The organism is Kitasatospora sp. NPDC091207, assembly GCF_044768625.1.
Classification (GTDB): domain Bacteria; phylum Actinomycetota; class Actinomycetes; order Streptomycetales; family Streptomycetaceae; genus Kitasatospora.
The window spans coordinates 1-16,721 of record NZ_JBIVVS010000004.1 but is presented as its reverse complement, the minus strand read 5'-3'; the positions used below and the strand labels follow the sequence as shown (position 1 = coordinate 16,721).

15 protein-coding genes and 4 pseudogenes are annotated in these 16,721 nt (G+C 71.2%); 11 read left to right on the top strand and 8 right to left on the bottom strand.

The annotated features are described in order from the left end of the window. Positions 1 to 28: 28 nt before the first annotated feature. The 4 genes and pseudogenes from ACIQTO_RS09790 to ACIQTO_RS09775 form a co-directional block, all read left to right on the top strand. A complete protein-coding gene (locus tag ACIQTO_RS09790; RefSeq protein ID WP_402385311.1) occupies positions 29 to 1,381 on the top strand; it encodes a glycosyltransferase in 1,353 nt (450 codons plus the stop codon). 267 nt (positions 1,382 to 1,648) lie between these two features. After that, positions 1,649 to 1,930 (top strand): hypothetical protein, encoded by a 282-nt coding sequence (locus tag ACIQTO_RS09785; RefSeq protein WP_402386268.1) that lies wholly within the window; start codon positions 1,649 to 1,651, stop codon positions 1,928 to 1,930. A gap of 274 nt (positions 1,931 to 2,204) precedes the next feature. Next, positions 2,205 to 4,301 (top strand): glycosyltransferase family 4 protein, encoded by a 2,097-nt coding sequence (locus tag ACIQTO_RS09780; protein ID WP_402385308.1) that lies wholly within the window; start codon positions 2,205 to 2,207, stop codon positions 4,299 to 4,301. Positions 4,302 to 4,359: 58 nt separating this feature from the next. Further along, positions 4,360 to 4,791: pseudogene (locus ACIQTO_RS09775) on the top strand (transposase); the annotation flags it as partial. A 66-nt stretch (positions 4,792 to 4,857) separates the two neighbouring features. On the opposite strand, the pseudogene ACIQTO_RS09770 reads toward ACIQTO_RS09775, so the two are convergent. The 3 genes and pseudogenes from ACIQTO_RS09770 to ACIQTO_RS09760 all read right to left on the bottom strand — a co-directional run. Further along, positions 4,858 to 5,115 (bottom strand): annotated as a pseudogene (locus ACIQTO_RS09770) (transposase family protein); the annotation flags it as partial. 165 nt (positions 5,116 to 5,280) lie between these two features. Next, complete coding sequence (locus ACIQTO_RS09765; RefSeq protein WP_402385305.1) at positions 5,281 to 5,919, bottom strand: DUF6461 domain-containing protein; 639 nt, start codon at positions 5,917 to 5,919, stop codon at positions 5,281 to 5,283. 112 nt (positions 5,920 to 6,031) lie between these two features. Further along, positions 6,032 to 6,565 carry a hypothetical protein gene (locus tag ACIQTO_RS09760; RefSeq protein WP_402385303.1) on the bottom strand — a complete coding sequence of 178 codons (534 nt, stop codon included), beginning with the start codon at positions 6,563 to 6,565 and terminating at the stop codon, positions 6,032 to 6,034. A gap of 138 nt (positions 6,566 to 6,703) precedes the next feature. Between ACIQTO_RS09760 and ACIQTO_RS09755 the strand changes: the two genes are divergently transcribed. Continuing rightward, positions 6,704 to 7,012 carry an NAD(P)-binding protein gene (locus ACIQTO_RS09755; RefSeq protein WP_402385300.1) on the top strand — a complete coding sequence of 103 codons (309 nt, stop codon included), beginning with the start codon at positions 6,704 to 6,706 and terminating at the stop codon, positions 7,010 to 7,012. After that, complete coding sequence (locus tag ACIQTO_RS09750) at positions 6,945 to 7,316, top strand: FAD-dependent oxidoreductase (protein ID WP_402385297.1); 372 nt, start codon at positions 6,945 to 6,947, stop codon at positions 7,314 to 7,316. Before ACIQTO_RS09755 ends, ACIQTO_RS09750 begins: the two co-directional genes overlap by 68 nt. 45 nt (positions 7,317 to 7,361) lie before the next feature. Here ACIQTO_RS09750 and ACIQTO_RS09745 read toward each other — a convergent pair. Beyond that, a pseudogene (locus tag ACIQTO_RS09745) lies at positions 7,362 to 8,700 on the bottom strand (cryptochrome/photolyase family protein); the annotation flags it as partial. Between ACIQTO_RS09745 and ACIQTO_RS09740 the strand changes: the two are divergent. The 3 genes from ACIQTO_RS09740 to ACIQTO_RS09730 all read left to right on the top strand — a co-directional run bounded on the left by ACIQTO_RS09740 (position 8,593) and on the right by ACIQTO_RS09730 (position 10,430). Then, positions 8,593 to 8,988 (top strand): transposase, encoded by a 396-nt coding sequence (locus ACIQTO_RS09740; RefSeq protein WP_402385294.1) that lies wholly within the window; start codon positions 8,593 to 8,595, stop codon positions 8,986 to 8,988. The pseudogene ACIQTO_RS09745 and the gene ACIQTO_RS09740 sit on opposite strands and share 108 nt — an antisense overlap. A gap of 144 nt (positions 8,989 to 9,132) precedes the next feature. Next, entirely contained in the window at positions 9,133 to 9,789 is a 657-nt protein-coding gene (locus ACIQTO_RS09735; RefSeq protein WP_402385291.1) for a hypothetical protein, read from the top strand. Then, complete coding sequence (locus ACIQTO_RS09730; protein ID WP_402385288.1) at positions 9,786 to 10,430, top strand: hypothetical protein; 645 nt, start codon at positions 9,786 to 9,788, stop codon at positions 10,428 to 10,430. Before ACIQTO_RS09735 ends, ACIQTO_RS09730 begins: the two co-directional genes overlap by 4 nt. Before the next feature lie 161 nt (positions 10,431 to 10,591). Here ACIQTO_RS09730 and ACIQTO_RS09725 read toward each other — a convergent pair whose 3' ends face one another. Further along, positions 10,592 to 11,218, bottom strand: coding sequence for a hypothetical protein (locus ACIQTO_RS09725; RefSeq protein WP_402385285.1), 627 nt, complete (start codon positions 11,216 to 11,218; stop codon positions 10,592 to 10,594). A 259-nt stretch (positions 11,219 to 11,477) separates the two neighbouring features. Between ACIQTO_RS09725 and ACIQTO_RS09720 the strand changes: the two genes are divergently transcribed. Continuing rightward, positions 11,478 to 12,134, top strand: coding sequence for a hypothetical protein (locus ACIQTO_RS09720; protein ID WP_402385282.1), 657 nt, complete (start codon positions 11,478 to 11,480; stop codon positions 12,132 to 12,134). A 44-nt stretch (positions 12,135 to 12,178) separates the two neighbouring features. Here the strand turns inward: ACIQTO_RS09720 and ACIQTO_RS09715 are convergent, their stop codons facing one another. Next, complete coding sequence (locus ACIQTO_RS09715; RefSeq protein ID WP_402385279.1) at positions 12,179 to 12,355, bottom strand: hypothetical protein; 177 nt, start codon at positions 12,353 to 12,355, stop codon at positions 12,179 to 12,181. Positions 12,356 to 12,507: 152 nt separating this feature from the next. On the opposite strand from ACIQTO_RS09715, the pseudogene ACIQTO_RS09710 reads away from it, so the two are divergent. After that, positions 12,508 to 12,717 (top strand): annotated as a pseudogene (locus ACIQTO_RS09710) (transposase); the annotation flags it as partial. A 70-nt stretch (positions 12,718 to 12,787) separates the two neighbouring features. Here ACIQTO_RS09710 and ACIQTO_RS09705 read toward each other — a convergent pair. Both ACIQTO_RS09705 and ACIQTO_RS09700 read right to left on the bottom strand, forming a co-directional pair. After that, the gene (locus ACIQTO_RS09705; RefSeq protein ID WP_402385277.1) at positions 12,788 to 15,934 is read right to left on the bottom strand and encodes a discoidin domain-containing protein; all 3,147 of its coding nucleotides are present in this window, start codon (positions 15,932 to 15,934) and stop codon (positions 12,788 to 12,790) included. A gap of 409 nt (positions 15,935 to 16,343) precedes the next feature. Continuing rightward, a complete protein-coding gene (locus tag ACIQTO_RS09700) occupies positions 16,344 to 16,580 on the bottom strand; it encodes a hypothetical protein (protein ID WP_402385275.1) in 237 nt (78 codons plus the stop codon). Positions 16,581 to 16,721: the final 141 nt, after the last annotated feature.

The window sequence follows — 16,721 nt, the reverse complement described above, 5'->3', positions numbered from 1 at the left end:
GTCGAACGCGTCAGCAGCGGAGGATCTTATGCCTCGAGTCGTTGTTATCAGCCCGCCGTTCCGCTCGCACGCCGTACCCCTGAGCGTCCTGGGTGCGGCACTGAGCGACGCGGGGGCCGAGGTCGCACTGGCCTGCGCGCCGGCTTTCGCCGACTTGGCCGAGCGACGCGGTCTCGGCTTCGCCCCGTTGACCGTGACCCGCAACGCCAACCACGGCATCGCGGAGCGAACGGCCCAGGCCGGCGATGAAGCCGAACGCCTGCGGGAGTTCCTGGAAGCGACCCGCGAGGGTGCCGTCCAGGCCCTGATCACCCAGGCCCGTCACCGGCGGGCCGACATGCTCGCCGACCCGGACCGGATCCTGGCGGAGGTCCGCGCCCTCGACGCGCGCGTACGGCCCGACTGGTACCTGGTGGACCAGCTCAGCTACCCGGTGACCTTGGCCATGCACTGCCTGGGCCTGCCCTACGCCACGTTCTGCCCGGGCCACCCCAGCTACATCCCGGCCGCCCCGGACGCCTTCTTCGGCCTGCCCTACGCCTGGCCTGGCAAGGTCACGCCCGAGCCGCACGCCCTCGCCCGGCTGCGCACCGCGACAGAGGTCAACGACCGGGCGTTCACGGCGGCGTTCCGTGATGTCGCCGGGCGGTACGGGTCCGAAGTGCCCCTTCCGCAGCGGGCTTTTACTCTGTGCTCGCCGCACGCTGTGGTGTTCAACTACCCCGGGCTGCCGTGGCTCCCGGCCGCGCCTGCCGGCCCTGCGGCGATCTACACGGGGCACTGCACATCCGGGCCCGCAGCGTCCGGGCTCGACGATGTCTGGCAGGCCGAGGTGGCCCGCCTGACCGCAGGCGGGCGTCCGCTGGTCCTGGTCGCGTTCGGCACGTTCCTCTCCGCCCGCGATGACGTCCTACGAACGGTGACCCGAGCGGTCCTTGAGCGCACGCAGGCGTCGGTGATCGTCGCAGCGGGCGACCGCGTCGGGGAACTGCGGCGGGATCCGGCGCTGGCGGCGGCCCCGCCCGGGCGCCTGGTCGTCGCCGAGTCGGTGCCCCAGCAAGATCTCCTCGCGCACGCCTCCCTGATGGTGCACCACGGCGGCAACAACTCCTTCACCGAGTGCCTCACGGCGGCCGTGCCGATGCTCGTCCTGCCCTTCTCCAGCGATCAGTTCGCCATCGCCCACGATGTGGAGCGCGCCGGGCTGGGCATCTGCCTGGACCCCAACACCCTCGGGGTCGACGCCGCGGGCGTGGCCCTGCGGTCCCTGCTGGCCTGCACGCGGGGCACGCACGAGACGCGGCGCAGCGAGGTCCTTGCCGCAGGACCGCGCTACGCGGCCGAGCGACTGATACGCGTCATGCGCGGCGCGCCGGTGTAGCGCCTGCCGGGACCGCAGGGCCACCCCCGTTGGCGGCAGGCCCTGGCCCCGCTCCCTGTGCCGTGCGCCGCACCCGGAGTGGCGCCCCTCGCGCGTTCCGGGCCGCCGGTGCCGTTCGCGCACTCGCGTAGGCGGTCCGTCCAGGTGGCCGGGGCCGACGCAGCGGCCCATACGGTGCGCAAGCGATGCGAGTTCCGGCCGACGAGCGGCTGCGCGCAGGCTGACAACCGGAAGAACTGCTACGAGGTGGAGGGACTGATGGCCATGCTGATCGTCCACAAGCTTCACGAGGCCGGCATTACCAGCGAGCACGCCTATGCGGCGGCGTTCGGCTCGGTGAGTCTGTCCTTCCTGAGCTGGATCGTGTCGATGAAGGCGGAGCGCGCCGGGGTTGCCCGGGCCGACCGGTGGGGCATCTTCGTCGGTGAGTGGGCGCCGACGTTCTTCGGACTGGGCCTGGCACTGGCGCAGTACGAGAAGGCCGCGGAAGAGGCGGGGGACCATCGCAGCGCATGGTTCGACCGCCGGACGGGCGCCGAGGCGAGCTGAAGCGTTCGCGGTGGCGGGCGGGCCCGGTCGCTACGCGCCGGGCCCGGGACCGTCTTCGCCGCGGGCGTCCTGGCCGAGGTAGCGCCGACAGGCCGAGGCCACGTTCTGGAGACAACGTTCGGCACCGGCCCGCTCCGTCTCGCGCCGTCCCGCCCCCGCCTCCACCGCCGACCCCGCGCCACCGAGGCCGGGCGCGAATGCGCCGTGTCCAATCCACTTCGTTGCCTGTCTCCGAACGCCCCCGTGACCGTTGGCCGGCATGGGAGGAAGACCGATGACACACCACCGCACGCCGGCTCCGGCCGCGCCGGTGCCGCATACCGGTGCTGCGGGCGAGGGGGCCCTCGCCGCTTGGCGGCGATTCCACTGGACCCAGGAGGTGGCCGCCGTCACCGGTGGTGATCTGCTCGGGCTTCTGGCGCGGGCCGAGTACGGCGGCGCCTGGACCCACCCGGATTCGGCCCTGTCGCGCCCAGATCGCCGCGCGGCACACCTTCGGAAGCTGGCCCGGCGCGAACGCGTGATGCCCACCGGGGGGCTGGCCGCGCGGGGCGCGTCCCCGGACCTGGAACCCTGGGAACGGATCGCACTCGCCGAAGCCTGGGAACGCAGCTGCGCTCCCGACAACGGGCTGAGCGCGACCGCAGAGATCCGCCGACGGCTGCTGGCGAATCCCGGCCCAGCCGAAACCGTCTTCCTGCTGGATGTGGCAGATGCCAACAGTCTCAGGCCCCTCTCCGCCCACGAGGCCGTCGAACTGCGGCCCGCCGGGCGGACCGGGAGGCATGCGCTCTGGCGCTACCTCTCGGGCGTGCCAGGCGGCGATCTCGTCCTTCCAGGCTCGGAGACGGCACTGGACGCCTACGAGCAACTGCTCCTCGCCGCATGCTGCGAGCGGGCCAACCCCGGGACCCCGACGGGAGAACGCTTCAGGACAGCCTTCGGCCCGCTGACCGAGCCTTTCACGACATCCCCTGTGGTCGCACAGTCGATGCTGCTGGGCCGCTTGGAGGAACCCGGCACCGGGCTCAGCGGCGGTATGAGCGTGCTCCTGACCGCTCTGGGCGAAGCCCTGACGACCCACGCCCGCGCCGCGCGGGTGCTCACCCTGACCGCCGCCCAGCCCGCGGACGCACAACGCGCAGAACTGGTAAGCCCATTGAGTGCGGCACACCTGCTCGTGCGACTTCCCGTGGACTCGCCTGAAGCACTCGACCCTCAGAATGCGGCCGCACACCAGCCTGCTCTGGCATGGTGGACGGCCCGTATCTTCGAACTCCCAGGATCCCAGCCGGACATCACGCACGTCAGATTCGCCGACGACGCCTCACTCGCCGTCGCCCAGGCCACCCGCCGCGTCGGCGCGAAGCTCGCGTTCACGGTCACCCCCGATCCTCATCGGACGATGGACGAACGGCACGGCGGCCTGCCCCCGGAGCAGACCACTGAGGCAAGCCGTACGCTGCGCCTGGACATGCACCGGATCTTCGTCGCCGATTGCCTTGTGGACCGCGCCGACCTGCTGGTCGCCATGCCCGGGCGGCGCGGGAAGCAGGAACTCCTCGAACACTTTCCGCAGTTGGAGCAACGGTCCGTCCATCTCCAGCCCGAGGGCATCGCGCCGTTCGCACAGGCTCCCGACGACGAGGCGGCCGGCCACAGAATGCTGGCGCGTCTCTTCGACGATGGCGGCAGCGCCGACAGCCTGGACGCTACGGACCGCCAACTCCCAGTGCTGCTGTGTGTGGGAAGGCTTCACCCCGTCAAACAGCAGGAACTTCTGGTGCAAGCCTGGCTGCTCGCCGGCCTGCACCACTCCACGACCCTGCTGCTGGTGGGCGGTTCACCCACAGGCCCGACCAGTGTCGAAGCGGCGGTCCGTACCCGGGTCACGCAACTCCTGGCCACGGACCCGATCGCACGAAGGCGGGCAGCCCTGTGGCCCGCTCTGCCCAACCGAGATGTTCGACTCCTGGAAAAGGCGTTGGCACAGGGCGGACCGGGGACCGGGCTCTATGTGTGCCCGAGCGCGAAGGAGGAGTTCGGGCTCGCCGTCCTCGAGGCCATGGAAGCGGGCCTCCCGGTAGCCGCTCCCCGGCGCGGCGGCCCCTCGCATTACCTTCGCGACGGCGTCAACGGACGGCTGCTGGCCACCGAATCAGTCGGCACGCTGGCCGAGGGCCTGCGCTCCGTCGTCCTCACTCCTGCACCCGAGCTCGCTGCGATGGCGGCAGCCGGGTCGGCGACGGTGCGCGAGCGGTTCAGCATCGACGCCATGGCCGCATCCCTGGCCGACGCCTACCAGGTCACCTGCCGCACGGATCGCCGGCGCTGGGATCGGATCGGAAGAGACCGGGAAGGCGACACCTGAGAGGGTGTGCTGCGAGTGTCGGTGGATCTAGTCGTACTTGAAGGCAGGTTGTTGTCCGGTTTTGGGTCTGATCATCGCCGTCGTGGTGGTCGCCGCCAGCGTGCACGACAACGCCGTCGGAATCACGCTGCTGGACAAGGTCGCCGCGAGCGCGCCCACCGTGACCAAGGCCTGGGCCGACGCCGGATTCAAGAACGCCGTCGTCGCGCACGGCGCCCGCCTGGGCATCGATGTCGAGGTCGTCCAGCGCGAGCCCGGCACACGAGGGTTCACGCCCGAGCCGAAGCGGTGGATGGTTGAGCAGACGTGGGGCACCTTGATGCTGCACCGCCGCCTGGCGCGGGACTACGAGGCACTGCCCGCCAGCTCGGTGGCGGTGGTCCACTGGTCGATGACCGACGTCATGCTCCACCGGCTGACCCGCACCGCCACTGCGAGCTGGCGCGACCCGCCCGCCGCGCGGGCCGACGACGGCGGGAGGACCTCATGAGGGACATGCTGGAGAAGATCAGCACCCGGCAGCGGCTGGTGCGCGAGACCATCGCGCAACTGCGCGAACAGGCTCGCGGAACGTCTGCCGTGGGCAGCCGAGCACCGGGCAGACCAGACGTCGGACCCGCACCGAGACGACGACCCGCCGCCCATCCACCGGGACATCCGCGACCATCCGGCCGTGGAACCCGTGCACCCGCCCCGTCGGCCGCCCACACACCGGGCACGGCACCGGATCATCCCGCGTCCGCGCCGACACCCGGATGACCTCGCCCTCGTCCGCCACCCCCTCGATGACGAGGACCGACAGCCCCGAAAACACCACGCTCACAAGCTCGTTGACATCACGCACATCATGCCAACGGCCGACGTCACCCTTCGTCACCACCGATTACGGGACAGAGCCTTTGGCTGTACAGACCCCGTTCTGGCGGGGTGGAGGTCGAGGCCGGTGGCGTCCCGAGCGGTGGCGTCCTGCGCCGGCGGGTCAGGGGTGCGGGGGAAGCCCTGGGAGGAGGCGGCCGAGCCCCTGTGAGGACGCGTCCTCCGGGGCTGCGGGGGCGCGGGAGGAGAGTGGCGCCCGTCGCTCCGGAGGCAGGTACGCGGTGGGCAGGGGGCCTTCCAGGACGTCGCCGTCGATGCGGACGCCCAGGTGCGCCTGGACGCCCTCGGCCGCCTGCGTGGCCGTGGAGCGGTCCGGGAGCACCTGGACCGCGTCCCACAGCGGGTGGTCCGGGCCGCTGCGCAGCGTCGACGGGAAGCCCGCCTCGAAGGACTCGATCCGTACGCCGTCCCGGTAGCGTTCGAGGGTGGTCATGCCGTTGACGCTGTACAGCTGGACGGCCTCGGTGCCTGCCGACAGGCGTGAGAGCACGGCCTCCTTGAAGCCCTCGGGCTCGCCGCTCTCGTGGCAGAACGCCCACTCCCCGTTCCCGAGGACACCGGTGCGCAGGACGACGCCTCCCTCCGCGATCGGGAGGGTGGTGCGGGCCTGCTGCAGCGTCAGCTCCCGGACCGGTTCGGCGGCTGCCCCGTAGGCGTCGAGGACGTGTGCGGGGCCGCGGTGGCGGGCGAAGGTCAGGCACACGATGATGTCGTGCGCCCACCAGGGGTCCTGCGTGGTCATCGTCGCGATCCTCTTTCTGCTGGGCCGTTCGTTGTCGGGGCTCCGCGGCCGCGCCCGGGGGCCTGTCCCCCGGGCGCGGCCACGGTGTCGTTCGGGCCGGGACCCGTGGACGTCAGGTCGTCCAGGAGACGGTGAACGCCTCGGTGTCGATCAGGCGCTGCGTCTGGACGAAGCTGCCGTACTTCCCGCCGGCCGCCTTGTTGACCGGGAGCGGGACGTGGCCCCGCACGCACGACTCCTCGTACGTGACCGGGTGTCCGGTCGTCTCACGGAACGTCCAGTTGCCGTTGGTGAGTTGGGGGACGATCTCGGCGCACAGGCCGCCGTTCGTGCCGCCCTGGTACGTCCCGGCGAAGGGGAACTCGTCGCAGCTGTCCTCCGGGAACGCTACCGGGTCCAGCTGGGCGAACGGCACCGTGCTCTGCGCGCCGCAGGTGCGCTTGCGGTTCGGCTCGCTGTCGCCCTTCAGTCGCGTGAACTGCTTGGGCATGTTGGGCAGGTAGTTCAGTGCGAAGGCGTAGGTCGCGGCCGCCGCACCGTAGTCCGTCAGGGTGTAGGACAGGCCGGGCCAGGAGACGATGACCGGCCGGATCAGCTCCCAGGCCTCATCCGACAGGTCGCTCGGGTACGGAGCGCGTCCACCCACGCCCACCAGCGCACCGCATTTCCGGCCGATCGTGAAGTCCCAAAACCGGACAACCTGCCTTCAAGTACGACTAGATCCACCGACACTCGCAGAACACCCTCTGAGATGTCACAGAGAGAAGCAGCGGAAATCGTAGTGGTGGGGGCCGGCCCGGCCGGTCTCGCCTGTGCGGGGGATCTGGTCGCCGCCGGGCGGGAGCTGCTGGTCGAGGCCGGGGACGCCGTGGCCGGGCGGATGCGCACCGACGTGGTACGGGGCTTCCGACTCGACCGGGGGTTCCAGGTGTTCAACCCGGCCTACCCGCAGGTCCGGCGGCGGATCGACCTCGGGGCGCTGCGGCTGTACCCGTTCGCGCCCGGGTTCCTGGTGGCGGACGGCCGTGGTGGGCGGCACCGGGTGGCGGAACACGGTGGTGCTGCCGGAGGTCGTGCCCGGGTGTTCGCCTGACGGCCGGGCGCTGGTGTCCACATCCGTGCTGGGTACAGCGGCGAGGGAGGCGGCCGTGCGGCAGCGGGTCGGTGAGCTGTACGGGGTGGATACCAGGGCCTGGGAGCCGTTGGCCGCGTACCGGATCGCCGAGGCGCTGCCGGCGACGCCGGCTCCGGCCGCGCAAAGCCGGCCCACCCGCTTGGCACCGGGGCGCTACGTGTGCGGGGACCACCGGGCCACGGGTTCGGTGCAGGGCGCGCCGGCCTCCGGAGCGCGGGCTGCGCGGGAGGTGCTGGTTGACCTGGCCGGCTCAGGGCAGTGACAGGGCGTCAGCATGGTGACTGGCCGGCAGGGTGGTGGCGGGGTGTCAGGGCGGGGACTGGCCGCGGGCGCGTTCGGCGGCCAGGACTTCGGGCAGGCCGGTCAGGCGGTGCAGACCGGCCGCGGCCCGGGCGGTGCGGTGGTTGGCGGCGAGCAGGTCCTGGTGGCGGTCCACGAAGGCCCAGTACCCGGTGGTGAACGGGCAGGCGCGTTCACCGAGGCGCTCGGTCGGCCGGTAGCGGCAGGGGCCGCAGTGGTTGCTCATCCGGTTCAGGTAGGCGCCGCCCGCCGCGTAGGGCTTGGTGGTGACGAGCCCGCCGTCGGCGTACTGCGACATGCCGATGACATTGGCGACCATGACCCAGTCGTAGCCGTCGACGAAGCAGCGGTGGAACCAGTCGGTGAGCTCGCGCGGGTCCCAGCCGTGCTGGAGTGCCCAGTTGCCGAGTTCATCAGCCGTGGGATGTGGTGGACCCAGCCGTGGTCGCGGACCTTCGCCAGTACGCGGGACAGGCAGCGGGCGGTGACGGCCTCGGCGTCGAGCTCGCGGAACCAGCCGGGCAGCGGCTCGTGGTGGCCGAGGCGGTCGGCGGTGCGGTACCCCTCGCCCAGGTGCCAGTACAGCTGCCAGACGTACTCGCGCCAGCCGGCGATCTGCCGGACGAAGCCCTCGGCGCTGTTCGGCGGGACCTGCCCGGCCCGGTACGCCGCCTCGGCGGCGCGCACGCACGCGCGGGGGTCCAGCAGACCGAGGTTGAGCGGCACGGACAGGGCGCTGTGGGCCGGCCACGGGTCGGCGTGCAGCATGGCGTCCTCGTAGCGGCCGAAGTCGGCGAGGCGGTGCTTGACGAAGTGCGCGAGCGCCTGCTCGGCCTCCGTACGGGTTGCCGCGAAGCGGCGCGGGCCGTCCCGGCCGACGAAGCGGACGTCGCCGGCCCGATCCCAGTGGTCGAGGTCGGCCCGGACGCCCTCGTCGATCGCGTCCTCCTCGGGCGCGAAGGGCGGTGGCACCGGGAGGGCGGCGGCTCCCTCGGGTGGTGGTTCGCGGTTCTCCCGGTCGAGGTTCCAGTGGCCGCCGACCGGGCTGCCGTCCGGCTCCAGGAGCAGGTGCTCGGCGCGGCGCACCCGGCGGTAGAAGTCCTCCAGCAGCAGGCGCCGTTCGCCGGGTGCGCCGGACCAGCGGCGGAGTCGGCGAACGGGACGAGGAACCCGCGCGGTGGGAGCACCGTGACCTGGGGCAGGCCCTCGACCAGGCCGAGCGCCGCGCGGGAGGTCGGGTGGCAGGCGCTGACCCGGTGGCGGCCGACCGCCCGGGCCAGGCCCTCACGGTAGGTGTCGGCCTGCACGTAGCGCACCCGGTCACCGAGATCTTCCGCGGCGTGTTGGTCCGGGACCGCCTGAACACCCACATCTCCCGCGCCATGTGCGACCTGATCGCCGAGCGGGCCTGGCTGACAGTCTTCCTCCTTCCCGCCTACTCGTCCGACCTCAACCTCGTCGAGTGGGTCTGGGCACACGTCAAGGACAGCCTCGCCAACCTCGCCGTCATGGCCTCCGTCCGACTCGAAGCCCTCGTCCGCAACCGGCTCAAGCGCCTGCAGTACCGGCCCGACACCCTCGACGGCTGCATAGCCGGCACCGGCCTGACCCTCGACACTCCAACGTCACCCTGACGAGCCGAAGTCAGTAACACGGTTGCGGGGGGCGGGAGTATCCCAACTCCCTGGGATGGAAGCGTCGTTCGTACGCGAGGAAGAATCCGGTGAGCCGGGCACGTACTGACATGGGCCTGGCACTCCCACCAACAGGAGGACCCTGTGGAAGCCGCCCACCCTCGGCACCGCCTCCGGCGCCTCGGGGCCCTGGCCACGCTCACCATCACCGTGGCCGGCCTCACCGGTCTGGCCTCCGGCACGGCCCAGGCCGACCCGCTGCCCCGACCGCCGTCCGACAGTTGCAACCCGAACCTGGAGACGATCTGGCAGGACGTCGCCACGGCCCGGGTCACCCCCGTGATCACGCACTGGAGCGGCATCACCATCGCCCCCGGCAGCACGGGTGCCTACGAGGAGACGCTCTCCGAGGTCGACAGCGTCAGCACCACCTACAACAACTCGGTGGAGATCACTGCCTCGGCGGGCATCCTGTTCGCCAAGGTCTCGGCCAAGGTCGGCTTCTCCGTGCAGAAGACCAAGGCCAGCACCAGCACGTGGTCGCGGACGCTCAGGTACAACTTCAACAGCCCCGGCGACTACGGCCTGTTCAAGGGCACCCACAAGGTCGAGGGCGAGTTCGTCCGCTACCAGTGCGCCCGCACCGGAGCCAACACCGGCGTCTGGATCAACACTCTGACCGGCGGCACCGCCCCGTACACCACCTATACCGTCGAGCTCCAGGGCACTATCTCCTGCGCGACGCCCGTCACCCCCGGCAGCGTCCAGGAGCTGGCCCGGCGTGAGCTGAGGTGCGCGTGAGGGCGCGGAGGGCGCGCGCCCTCGCCGCCCTGGTGCCGGCCTTCGCCAGCGCGCTGCTGATGCTCGCCGCCCCGCAGGCCTCGGCGGCGCCGCTCAAGGGGCCGTACGGCACGGTGTGCGACGAGAAGGCGGTCGGGTTCCAGAGCCCGAGTGACTACAGCGACTGGGGCATCCCGGGAGACCCGCGTATCACCTTCCCCACCCACTGGCAGAGCTACGGCCCCACCTACCTCTCCTCGCATCCCTACAAGTCCTTTGACCCCGACCGGCCGTTCCGCCGCTACCAGGCCGAACTGCTGACCCCGGACTGGGGTGGCCGGACGCAGTGGCTCATCTGCCGGGGTGAGGGCCCGGCCGTCTACCTCCAGACCATGTGGGACTTCTACTGCCTGACCGCCGGAGACCCGGTGAAGTACCCGGGGGACGAGATCGATGTCACGCCGTGCGTCGAGTCGGCGAACACCGACCTCAAGTTCCGCATCCACACCAACGGGGCCGGCTGGTCGGTGATCCAGGACGAGCGCTGGGGCTACTACCTGGACGCCGTCCGCACCTCCTTCAAGGACGAGGTGTTCGGGACGGTTTGGACCTACACCCTGAAGCTGTCCGCCGACAACGCCCTCGCGTTCCGCATGGTCTGAGTAGGGTCGGGGACTGGCGCGGTGGCTGATGCTCCGTTTCCAGTCCCCGCCGCTTCAAGTGAAGTAGGCCGCCGACGAGGTGCCCGTGGTTCGGGTCCTTTTCCGACGGCCCCTTCCCGAACGGGACGGGCCAGTTTCCCCGGCATCCCGCTCTCCAGTGATCACATCCGTGGTGGCGCGGTGCCTCGCCCGGCGTGGGTGTCCTCGTGGCAGCGACGGCAGATCACCAGGGTCTCGCTCCGTCGTTTGGCCATGAGGTGCACCCAGTCGGGTTTGTCCCGGCGTCCGGGCCGGTTGAGGCCGGCGAGCTTGCGGACGTGGTGGACCTCAAGATTTGTCCGGGCTTCACAGATCTCACAGCATTCGGCGATGAGCCGGTGGATCAGCTCGTTTCGCTTCGCGCTGGCCATGACCGGCCGTCTGTCGGTGAGGACTGCCTTGCGCTGTCGTTTGAGCGGGATCCCGCCAAAGCGGGCGACCAGTGGTTTCCTTCCCCGGTCGGGTGGGACGGTGACGGTCAGACAGGTTCTCGGTCCCTCGGGTGTCTCGACTGTGCTCTTGTACTTCCGAGCCATCTTCGTGACCGTCGACCGGTGTTTCCCGGCCAGCGTCTTCGGCAGTGAGGCCTGCGACGGCGGCCGCAACTCCCCCAGCCGCCCAGGCTTGGGATTTTGGACCCGCCGCAGCGCCGACGGACGATACGCATGCGTCCGCAATCTCTCCGACAGGTCCTGGAGGAACTCCTCCACTTCGGTGGCAGCCACCGCGTCGACGGTCACGCCGTCCACGCCGGGGGCACCCCGGTTCGCACACACGCTGGACCATGCCCGCCACAAGACGTCCATGCGGTGGACGTGGCCGTTGGGGCGCACGGCCGTCGGTCGTCGGCCAGCCATCGGCCGGGCTCCGCCGTCCCCGCCGGATAGCGGCGGTGACGGGCTCACGGGCGCCGTCCATCGGTCCGGGCCCGGACGGGAAGCGCGAATCCCGAGTGTCGTGGCGGCCCCACGTGGCAGGATCGGCGCAGTGACGTTGAGGGAGGAATCTGTGGCTCTGAGTCACGCCGAGTGGGTGATGCTGGAGTCCGCCGGGGCGGCGGGTTCCGGCTGGCTGACCGGGGCCTTGCCCCTGGGGCGCCGGACCGCGGAGCGCGGGACCGTGCGCCGGCTTGTCGGGGCCGGGGTTTGCGAGCTCGCCGGTCCCGAACAGCTCGATGTTCTCGCCGCCGGCGGAGTCCGTCCGGCGTGGGCGGTGCGGGTCACCGGGCTGGGGCAGGATCTGCTGCGCTACCGGGCCCTGCGGGAGCGCCCTGCCGACCAGCACGCCGCTCCGGTCGCTGACTTCGTGCCGGACACCACGATCAGCGTGCGAGCTTTCGACCTGCCCCTCCTGCGCGCTGTCCGCAAGGACGCGGAGGCGGGTCTCCTGCCCGGGGTGGACGCCGGTCTGCTCGGCTCGGCCCTCGACCGTGCGCGCCCGGTCGAGGGCTCCACCCGGCACACCATGGACGTCACCGAGGCCGAGTTCGCGGTGATCCTGCGGGTGTTCTACCTGGAATCCCTACGCGGCGGCGGCGCGGCCGGCTACCACCACGTCCTGCGTTCCTCGCCGTTGGCGGACGCTCTGAGGCCTGATCCGGTGCAGCGTCCGGAGCCCAGGATCGTGCGGGCTCGCGCCGCCGTCTCCTCCGCGCCGGCCCGCTGAAACGGCCGGGTCCCTCACGCTCGTCGACGTGAGGGACCCGGCCATCAGCGTCCGTGCGCCTGGTGGTGAGCCGGGAGCGGTCGAGTGGGTGAGGCCGCCGGGCTGGGTCGGTTGTCGATGACGATGCGGGTCAGGGGGCGGCCGTCGACCTGCGTGCCGGAGTCGGCGGGCTGGGTGCGGCGGATCGCGCTGGACCGGTCGATGTAGTAGGCCAGGGCCATGGCGCTGTCCTGGAGATCGCGGACGGGGCCCGGTGCCGGCGTCCCAGGAGGTGGTGAAGAGGGCGTTGACGGCGGCCATGGGACTGAGGCCGGGCAGTCGGACGGTGACCGTGTTCTCCTGGTCACCGCTCTCGGGCGGGGGCAGCTGAGAGTACTTCTGCGACCCCGCCGGCCCCTGGCGGCGCGGCTCGAACGAGAACACCATCGGCCTGCTGCGGTCGTACGTCCCCAAGGGCACCGACCTGGCCGCCCACGACCCAGAACACCTCGCCGCCGTCGTCGCCGAACTCAACGGCCGCCCACGCAAAACGCTCGACCGGGAAACCCCAGCCGAGCGCCTGCGTGGACTGCTCGCGGCCTGAACAACCAACCACGTGTTGCGACGACCCCTAGAAACCGCCAGGCCGCCGGGGGCCCGCGAGCGGTCCGGGGTCAGCTGACGCCGAGTTCACCGAGCTGAAGGTAGTAGTCGCCGAACTGGTCGGCGCTCAGCCGGGTACCGGTGACCTTCACGTACCGGGCCGTGGTCGGAGCGAAGGTGAGGACCTGCGGCGCCGCGCCGGGGCGCGGCGTGCCCGTCCGGGTGGCGACGGTCGACCAGGTGCTGCCGTCCGCCGAGACCTGGACGGTGTAGTCCACCGGGAAGCCCAGCCCGGTGTTGGCACCGTCGGTGCGCGGGGTCAGGCTCACCCGGCTGATCAGGCTGGGGCCCTGGAGGTCCACGGTGACCCACTCGTTCGCAATCGGCCCGGCGGAGCGGGCGCTGCTCCAGCCCATCGAGTGGTCGAGGGTGGAGTTCGCGACGCCGTCGTTGACCGCGGCCGGCCGCCAGCTGTAGGGGCCTGCCGAACTCGACGCCTGGACCGGCCGGTTGACCGCCAGCTCGCCGCCCGCCGCCTCGATCTCGGCGAGCTGCATCCGGTACTGGCCGTTCGGGTCGGTGCCGAGCTTGGTCCCCGTCACCCGGACGTAGCGCACGTCGGCGGGCTGGAACGGGAAGGTCTGGACGGAGGCGTCCGACGGCTTCGGGTAGTTCTTGCGGTCGGCGACGGTCGACCAGGTGGAGCCGTCCGCGGAGACCTGGACGGTGAAGTCCACCGGGAAGCCCTTGCCGGCGGTCGGCCCGTCGGCGCGCGGGTGGAGGTCCACCCGGCTGATCCGCCTGGTCGAGCCGAGGTCCAGCTGCGCCCACTCGCTGTGGTCCGCGTTCACGTTGGCGTTGCTGCTCCAGCCGTTGGTGCCGGTGGCCAGGCCCCGGCGCCCGTCGGTCAGCGCGGCCGTGCTCCAGCCGTCGCCCTCGTACGTGCTGGAGGTGGCGACGGCGGCGTTCTCCGCCGGGTCGGTGCCCGGGTTGAGCCGCACGTGCTCGAAGCGGGCGGACGCCCCGCCGGTGGCGAGGCCGAAGCCGCCGACCGGGTAACCCTGGTCGGTCACGGTGAGCAGCTGGACGGCCCCGGCGTAGACCTTGATCGTGCCGCCCTGGGCGGACACCCGCAGGCTGACCGTCTGGCCCGGGGCGTAGCCCGGCACCGTGGCGGACGCCAGTCGGACGCCGCTGCGGTTGACGAACAACTCGCCGTTGTTGCGCAGCGCGACCAGGTACCCGGTCTGCGACTCGGTCGGGTTCTGGTTGCGGAGCACCATGCCCGCCCAGTTGGTGTCGCCGCCGTCGGGCCTGACCCCGGTGATCCGGACGTCGACGGAGGCCGAGACGTCCTGGTACGCGCGTCCCGTCAGCCCCGCGACCACGTCCCAGCCGGAGTTGGCGTCACCCTGCACGTACCCGCCGTCCCCGGCCGCCGACCAGGAGCCGTGGACGGTGCGCCAGGAGGCGTCCTTGTCCGGGCCGAAGTCGTCGCCGAACGGGAAGACCGCGTCCGGGGCGGGGGAGGCGAGCGCGTCGAGGATCTGCTTGTGCCGCTGGTCGGCTGCCGCGCCGGAGGTGGAGAAGTTGGTGGTGCCGCTGATCAGCGAGCCGATGAGCGCGCGGGCCAGCACCGGCTTGGTGGCCGAGAGCTGGTGCAGCAGCTCGTAGTCCTGGATGCCGGCGAGCAGGGCCTCGCTGCGGACGCTGTCGTAGACGCCGTAGGTGGCCTTGTTGGGACGGACGAGGTAGAAGTCGCCGTCCATACTGCCGTCGAAGGTGTCGAGGGGGGCGTAGTTGTTGTACGGGTCGGTCCAGATGTTCCAGCCCCAGTGCAGGAAGCCGTTACCGCCGGCGGACGCCACCATCCACGGCGTCAGCCGGGAGTCGGACAGCGGGTAGCTGATGTAGCGGTTGAGGTGCTTGTCGGTGGGGTTGTTGCAGTAGTAGAGCCAGAAGTCCTTCCCGGAGAGGCGGAGGTTCTGGTAGTACGCCATGTTCTCGTCGTACTGCGGCCCGCCGATGGAGGTCACCGTGCTGAGCGAGCCGTCGATGCCGGGGACCGGGCTCTGGCGGGACTCGTTGCTCAGGCCGGCCGGGAACGCGCGCTTGTAGTGGTCGTAGAGCCACACCGCGTTCCGGGTCTGGGTGGTGTCGGCGGGGTTGGGCTCGTCGACGGCGCTCATGTAGAAGACGTCGCTCCAGCGCCGCCCCGGGGCACAGGTCGGCCCCGCGTCCAGGCACTTGGTGTCGAGGTGGTCCTTCAGCGCCGTGAACACCGTGTCCAGGTACGTGCCGGCCGCGTCCGAACCGGCCTGCTGGAACACCTTCTGGACACCGCCCTGGCCGTTCGGGACGAGGGTCTCCAGGTCGCTGCTGCTCTCCAGCAGGGTGGGGGTGTAGATGTACTGCAGGGCGCCGGCGTCCTGGAAGGTCTGCAGGAAGCGGTCGAAGTTCTTCCAGCTGAAGGTCAGCTTGCCGTTGGCGTCCGACGTGGTGTCCGGGATGGACAGGGCCTGGAAGTCGGCGTAGACGACGTTGTTGCGGTGCTTGGCGTGGTCGGCGGCGAAGTTGGTGATGACCTTCCACCAGTCTTCGTCGAAGGCCTTGACCGGCGCGCCCGAGCCGTCGCTCTTGGTGTACTGCGCGGGGATCGAGGCCTCGGTCCAGTTGTAGTCCCAACCGACCGAGGTGAACCAGTTGTTCATCCGGAACGTCGACTGGTTGGCCGGCGGAACCGCCGCGTCGTACACCGTCACCGAGACCGGGACGTCCACCGCGCCGGCCGAACTCTGCACGGTGGCCCGCCCGGTGTAGACCCCGGGGGCCTGCCCGGTCGGCACCGCGACGCTGTAGTAGTACGGCTGGGTGGTGTTGGCGGCGAGGCTGTACGGGGTGTTCTCGACCAGCGCGTCGTAGTAGCTCGACCCGCCGTCCGGGGGCTCCTGGTGGTCGTCGCCCGCCGAGTTGGTCTTCTTGTAGACGTTCGGGTGGTTGTACTCCCGGTTCACGGTGATCCGCGAGGCCGGGATGGTGGCCCCGCCCGGACCGGCCAGGTCGCCGGGGACCAGTTGGAGGCCGGTCAGCTGGGCGCCGGCGCGCACCGCGATCTGGGCGGCCTGGGTCTCGTTGCGGGCGGCGAACAGGTCGACCCGCGGGGTGGCGCGGCCGGGGTAGGCCGAGGACGAGAAGACGTGGTCGTAGCCGCTCTCCACCCACACGGACGGTGCCGTGGCCGCAGATGCCGACCCTGGTGACAGGGGAGCCAACAGGGCGCCGAGCAGCGAGGGTATGAGGACCCTCGCAGTTATTCTACCCACTGTGTCCCTTTCTGGGATGTTATGTAATCGACATATCGTGAAACTTCATTGAAGGTTAGTCAGGTTACGGAGGGACTGAGTAGACCGGGGTCGGAGCTGGTGGAGGGCGGGTCCGGTATCGGTGATGGCGTTGTGGACCTGGACGACGAAACCCACACGTCTGCCTCGGGGGTGTCCCTCAGTGCGACGGTGAGCAGCTCGCGCCGGCCGGCGGGCGGCGTCAGGTAGATGCAGGCGTCGGTGGGGGAGTACTGGTCGTCGATCTTCAGCCCGAGGAGCGGGTGGGTGGTGTCGGGGCGCGCTCTCAGGGCGTGCTCCGTGGCTGGGGGCGCCGCAGTGCGGCCAGGCGGAGTTCGGCCTTCCTCGCCCGGGCCTGGTGCTCGTGTGCGGCGTCGGTCGCGGGCGCGCGGGCCGTTCCCTGTTCGGTGGTCACGTTCTGTTCCGCCTGGCGCAGTTTCGCCCGGGTCGTGCGGAGCTTCTGCCGTTGCCGGCTGTGGCGGGGGTCGAAGGCGTGGCGCCAGGTGCCGGGGTAGTGGCTCATCCGCCAGGTCGCGGCGGTTGTGGGGGGGGGCGGGGCCCCCCCCCCCCCCCCCCCCCCCGGGGGACCCCCGGGACCGCCCCGGGTTTACCCGCCCGCGGGGTGGGGTGCAGGGGCGCGGGGCGCGCCCGGGCGGGGCGCCCC

What these genes read in the sequence shown, in the direction of transcription:
- ACIQTO_RS09790 (WP_402385311.1), top strand. Translation starts at nt 29, where the DNA reads ATGCCTCGAGTCGTTGTTATCAGCCCGCCGTTCCGCTCGCACGCCGTA.
- ACIQTO_RS09780 (WP_402385308.1), top strand. Translation starts at nt 2,205, where the DNA reads ATGACACACCACCGCACGCCGGCTCCGGCCGCGCCGGTGCCGCATACC.
- ACIQTO_RS09765 (WP_402385305.1), bottom strand. Translation starts at nt 5,919, where the DNA reads ATGACCACGCAGGACCCCTGGTGGGCGCACGACATCATCGTGTGCCTG.
- ACIQTO_RS09700 (WP_402385275.1), bottom strand. Translation starts at nt 16,580, where the DNA reads ATGAGCCACTACCCCGGCACCTGGCGCCACGCCTTCGACCCCCGCCAC.
- ACIQTO_RS09715 (WP_402385279.1), bottom strand. Translation starts at nt 12,355, where the DNA reads ATGGCCCTGGCCTACTACATCGACCGGTCCAGCGCGATCCGCCGCACC.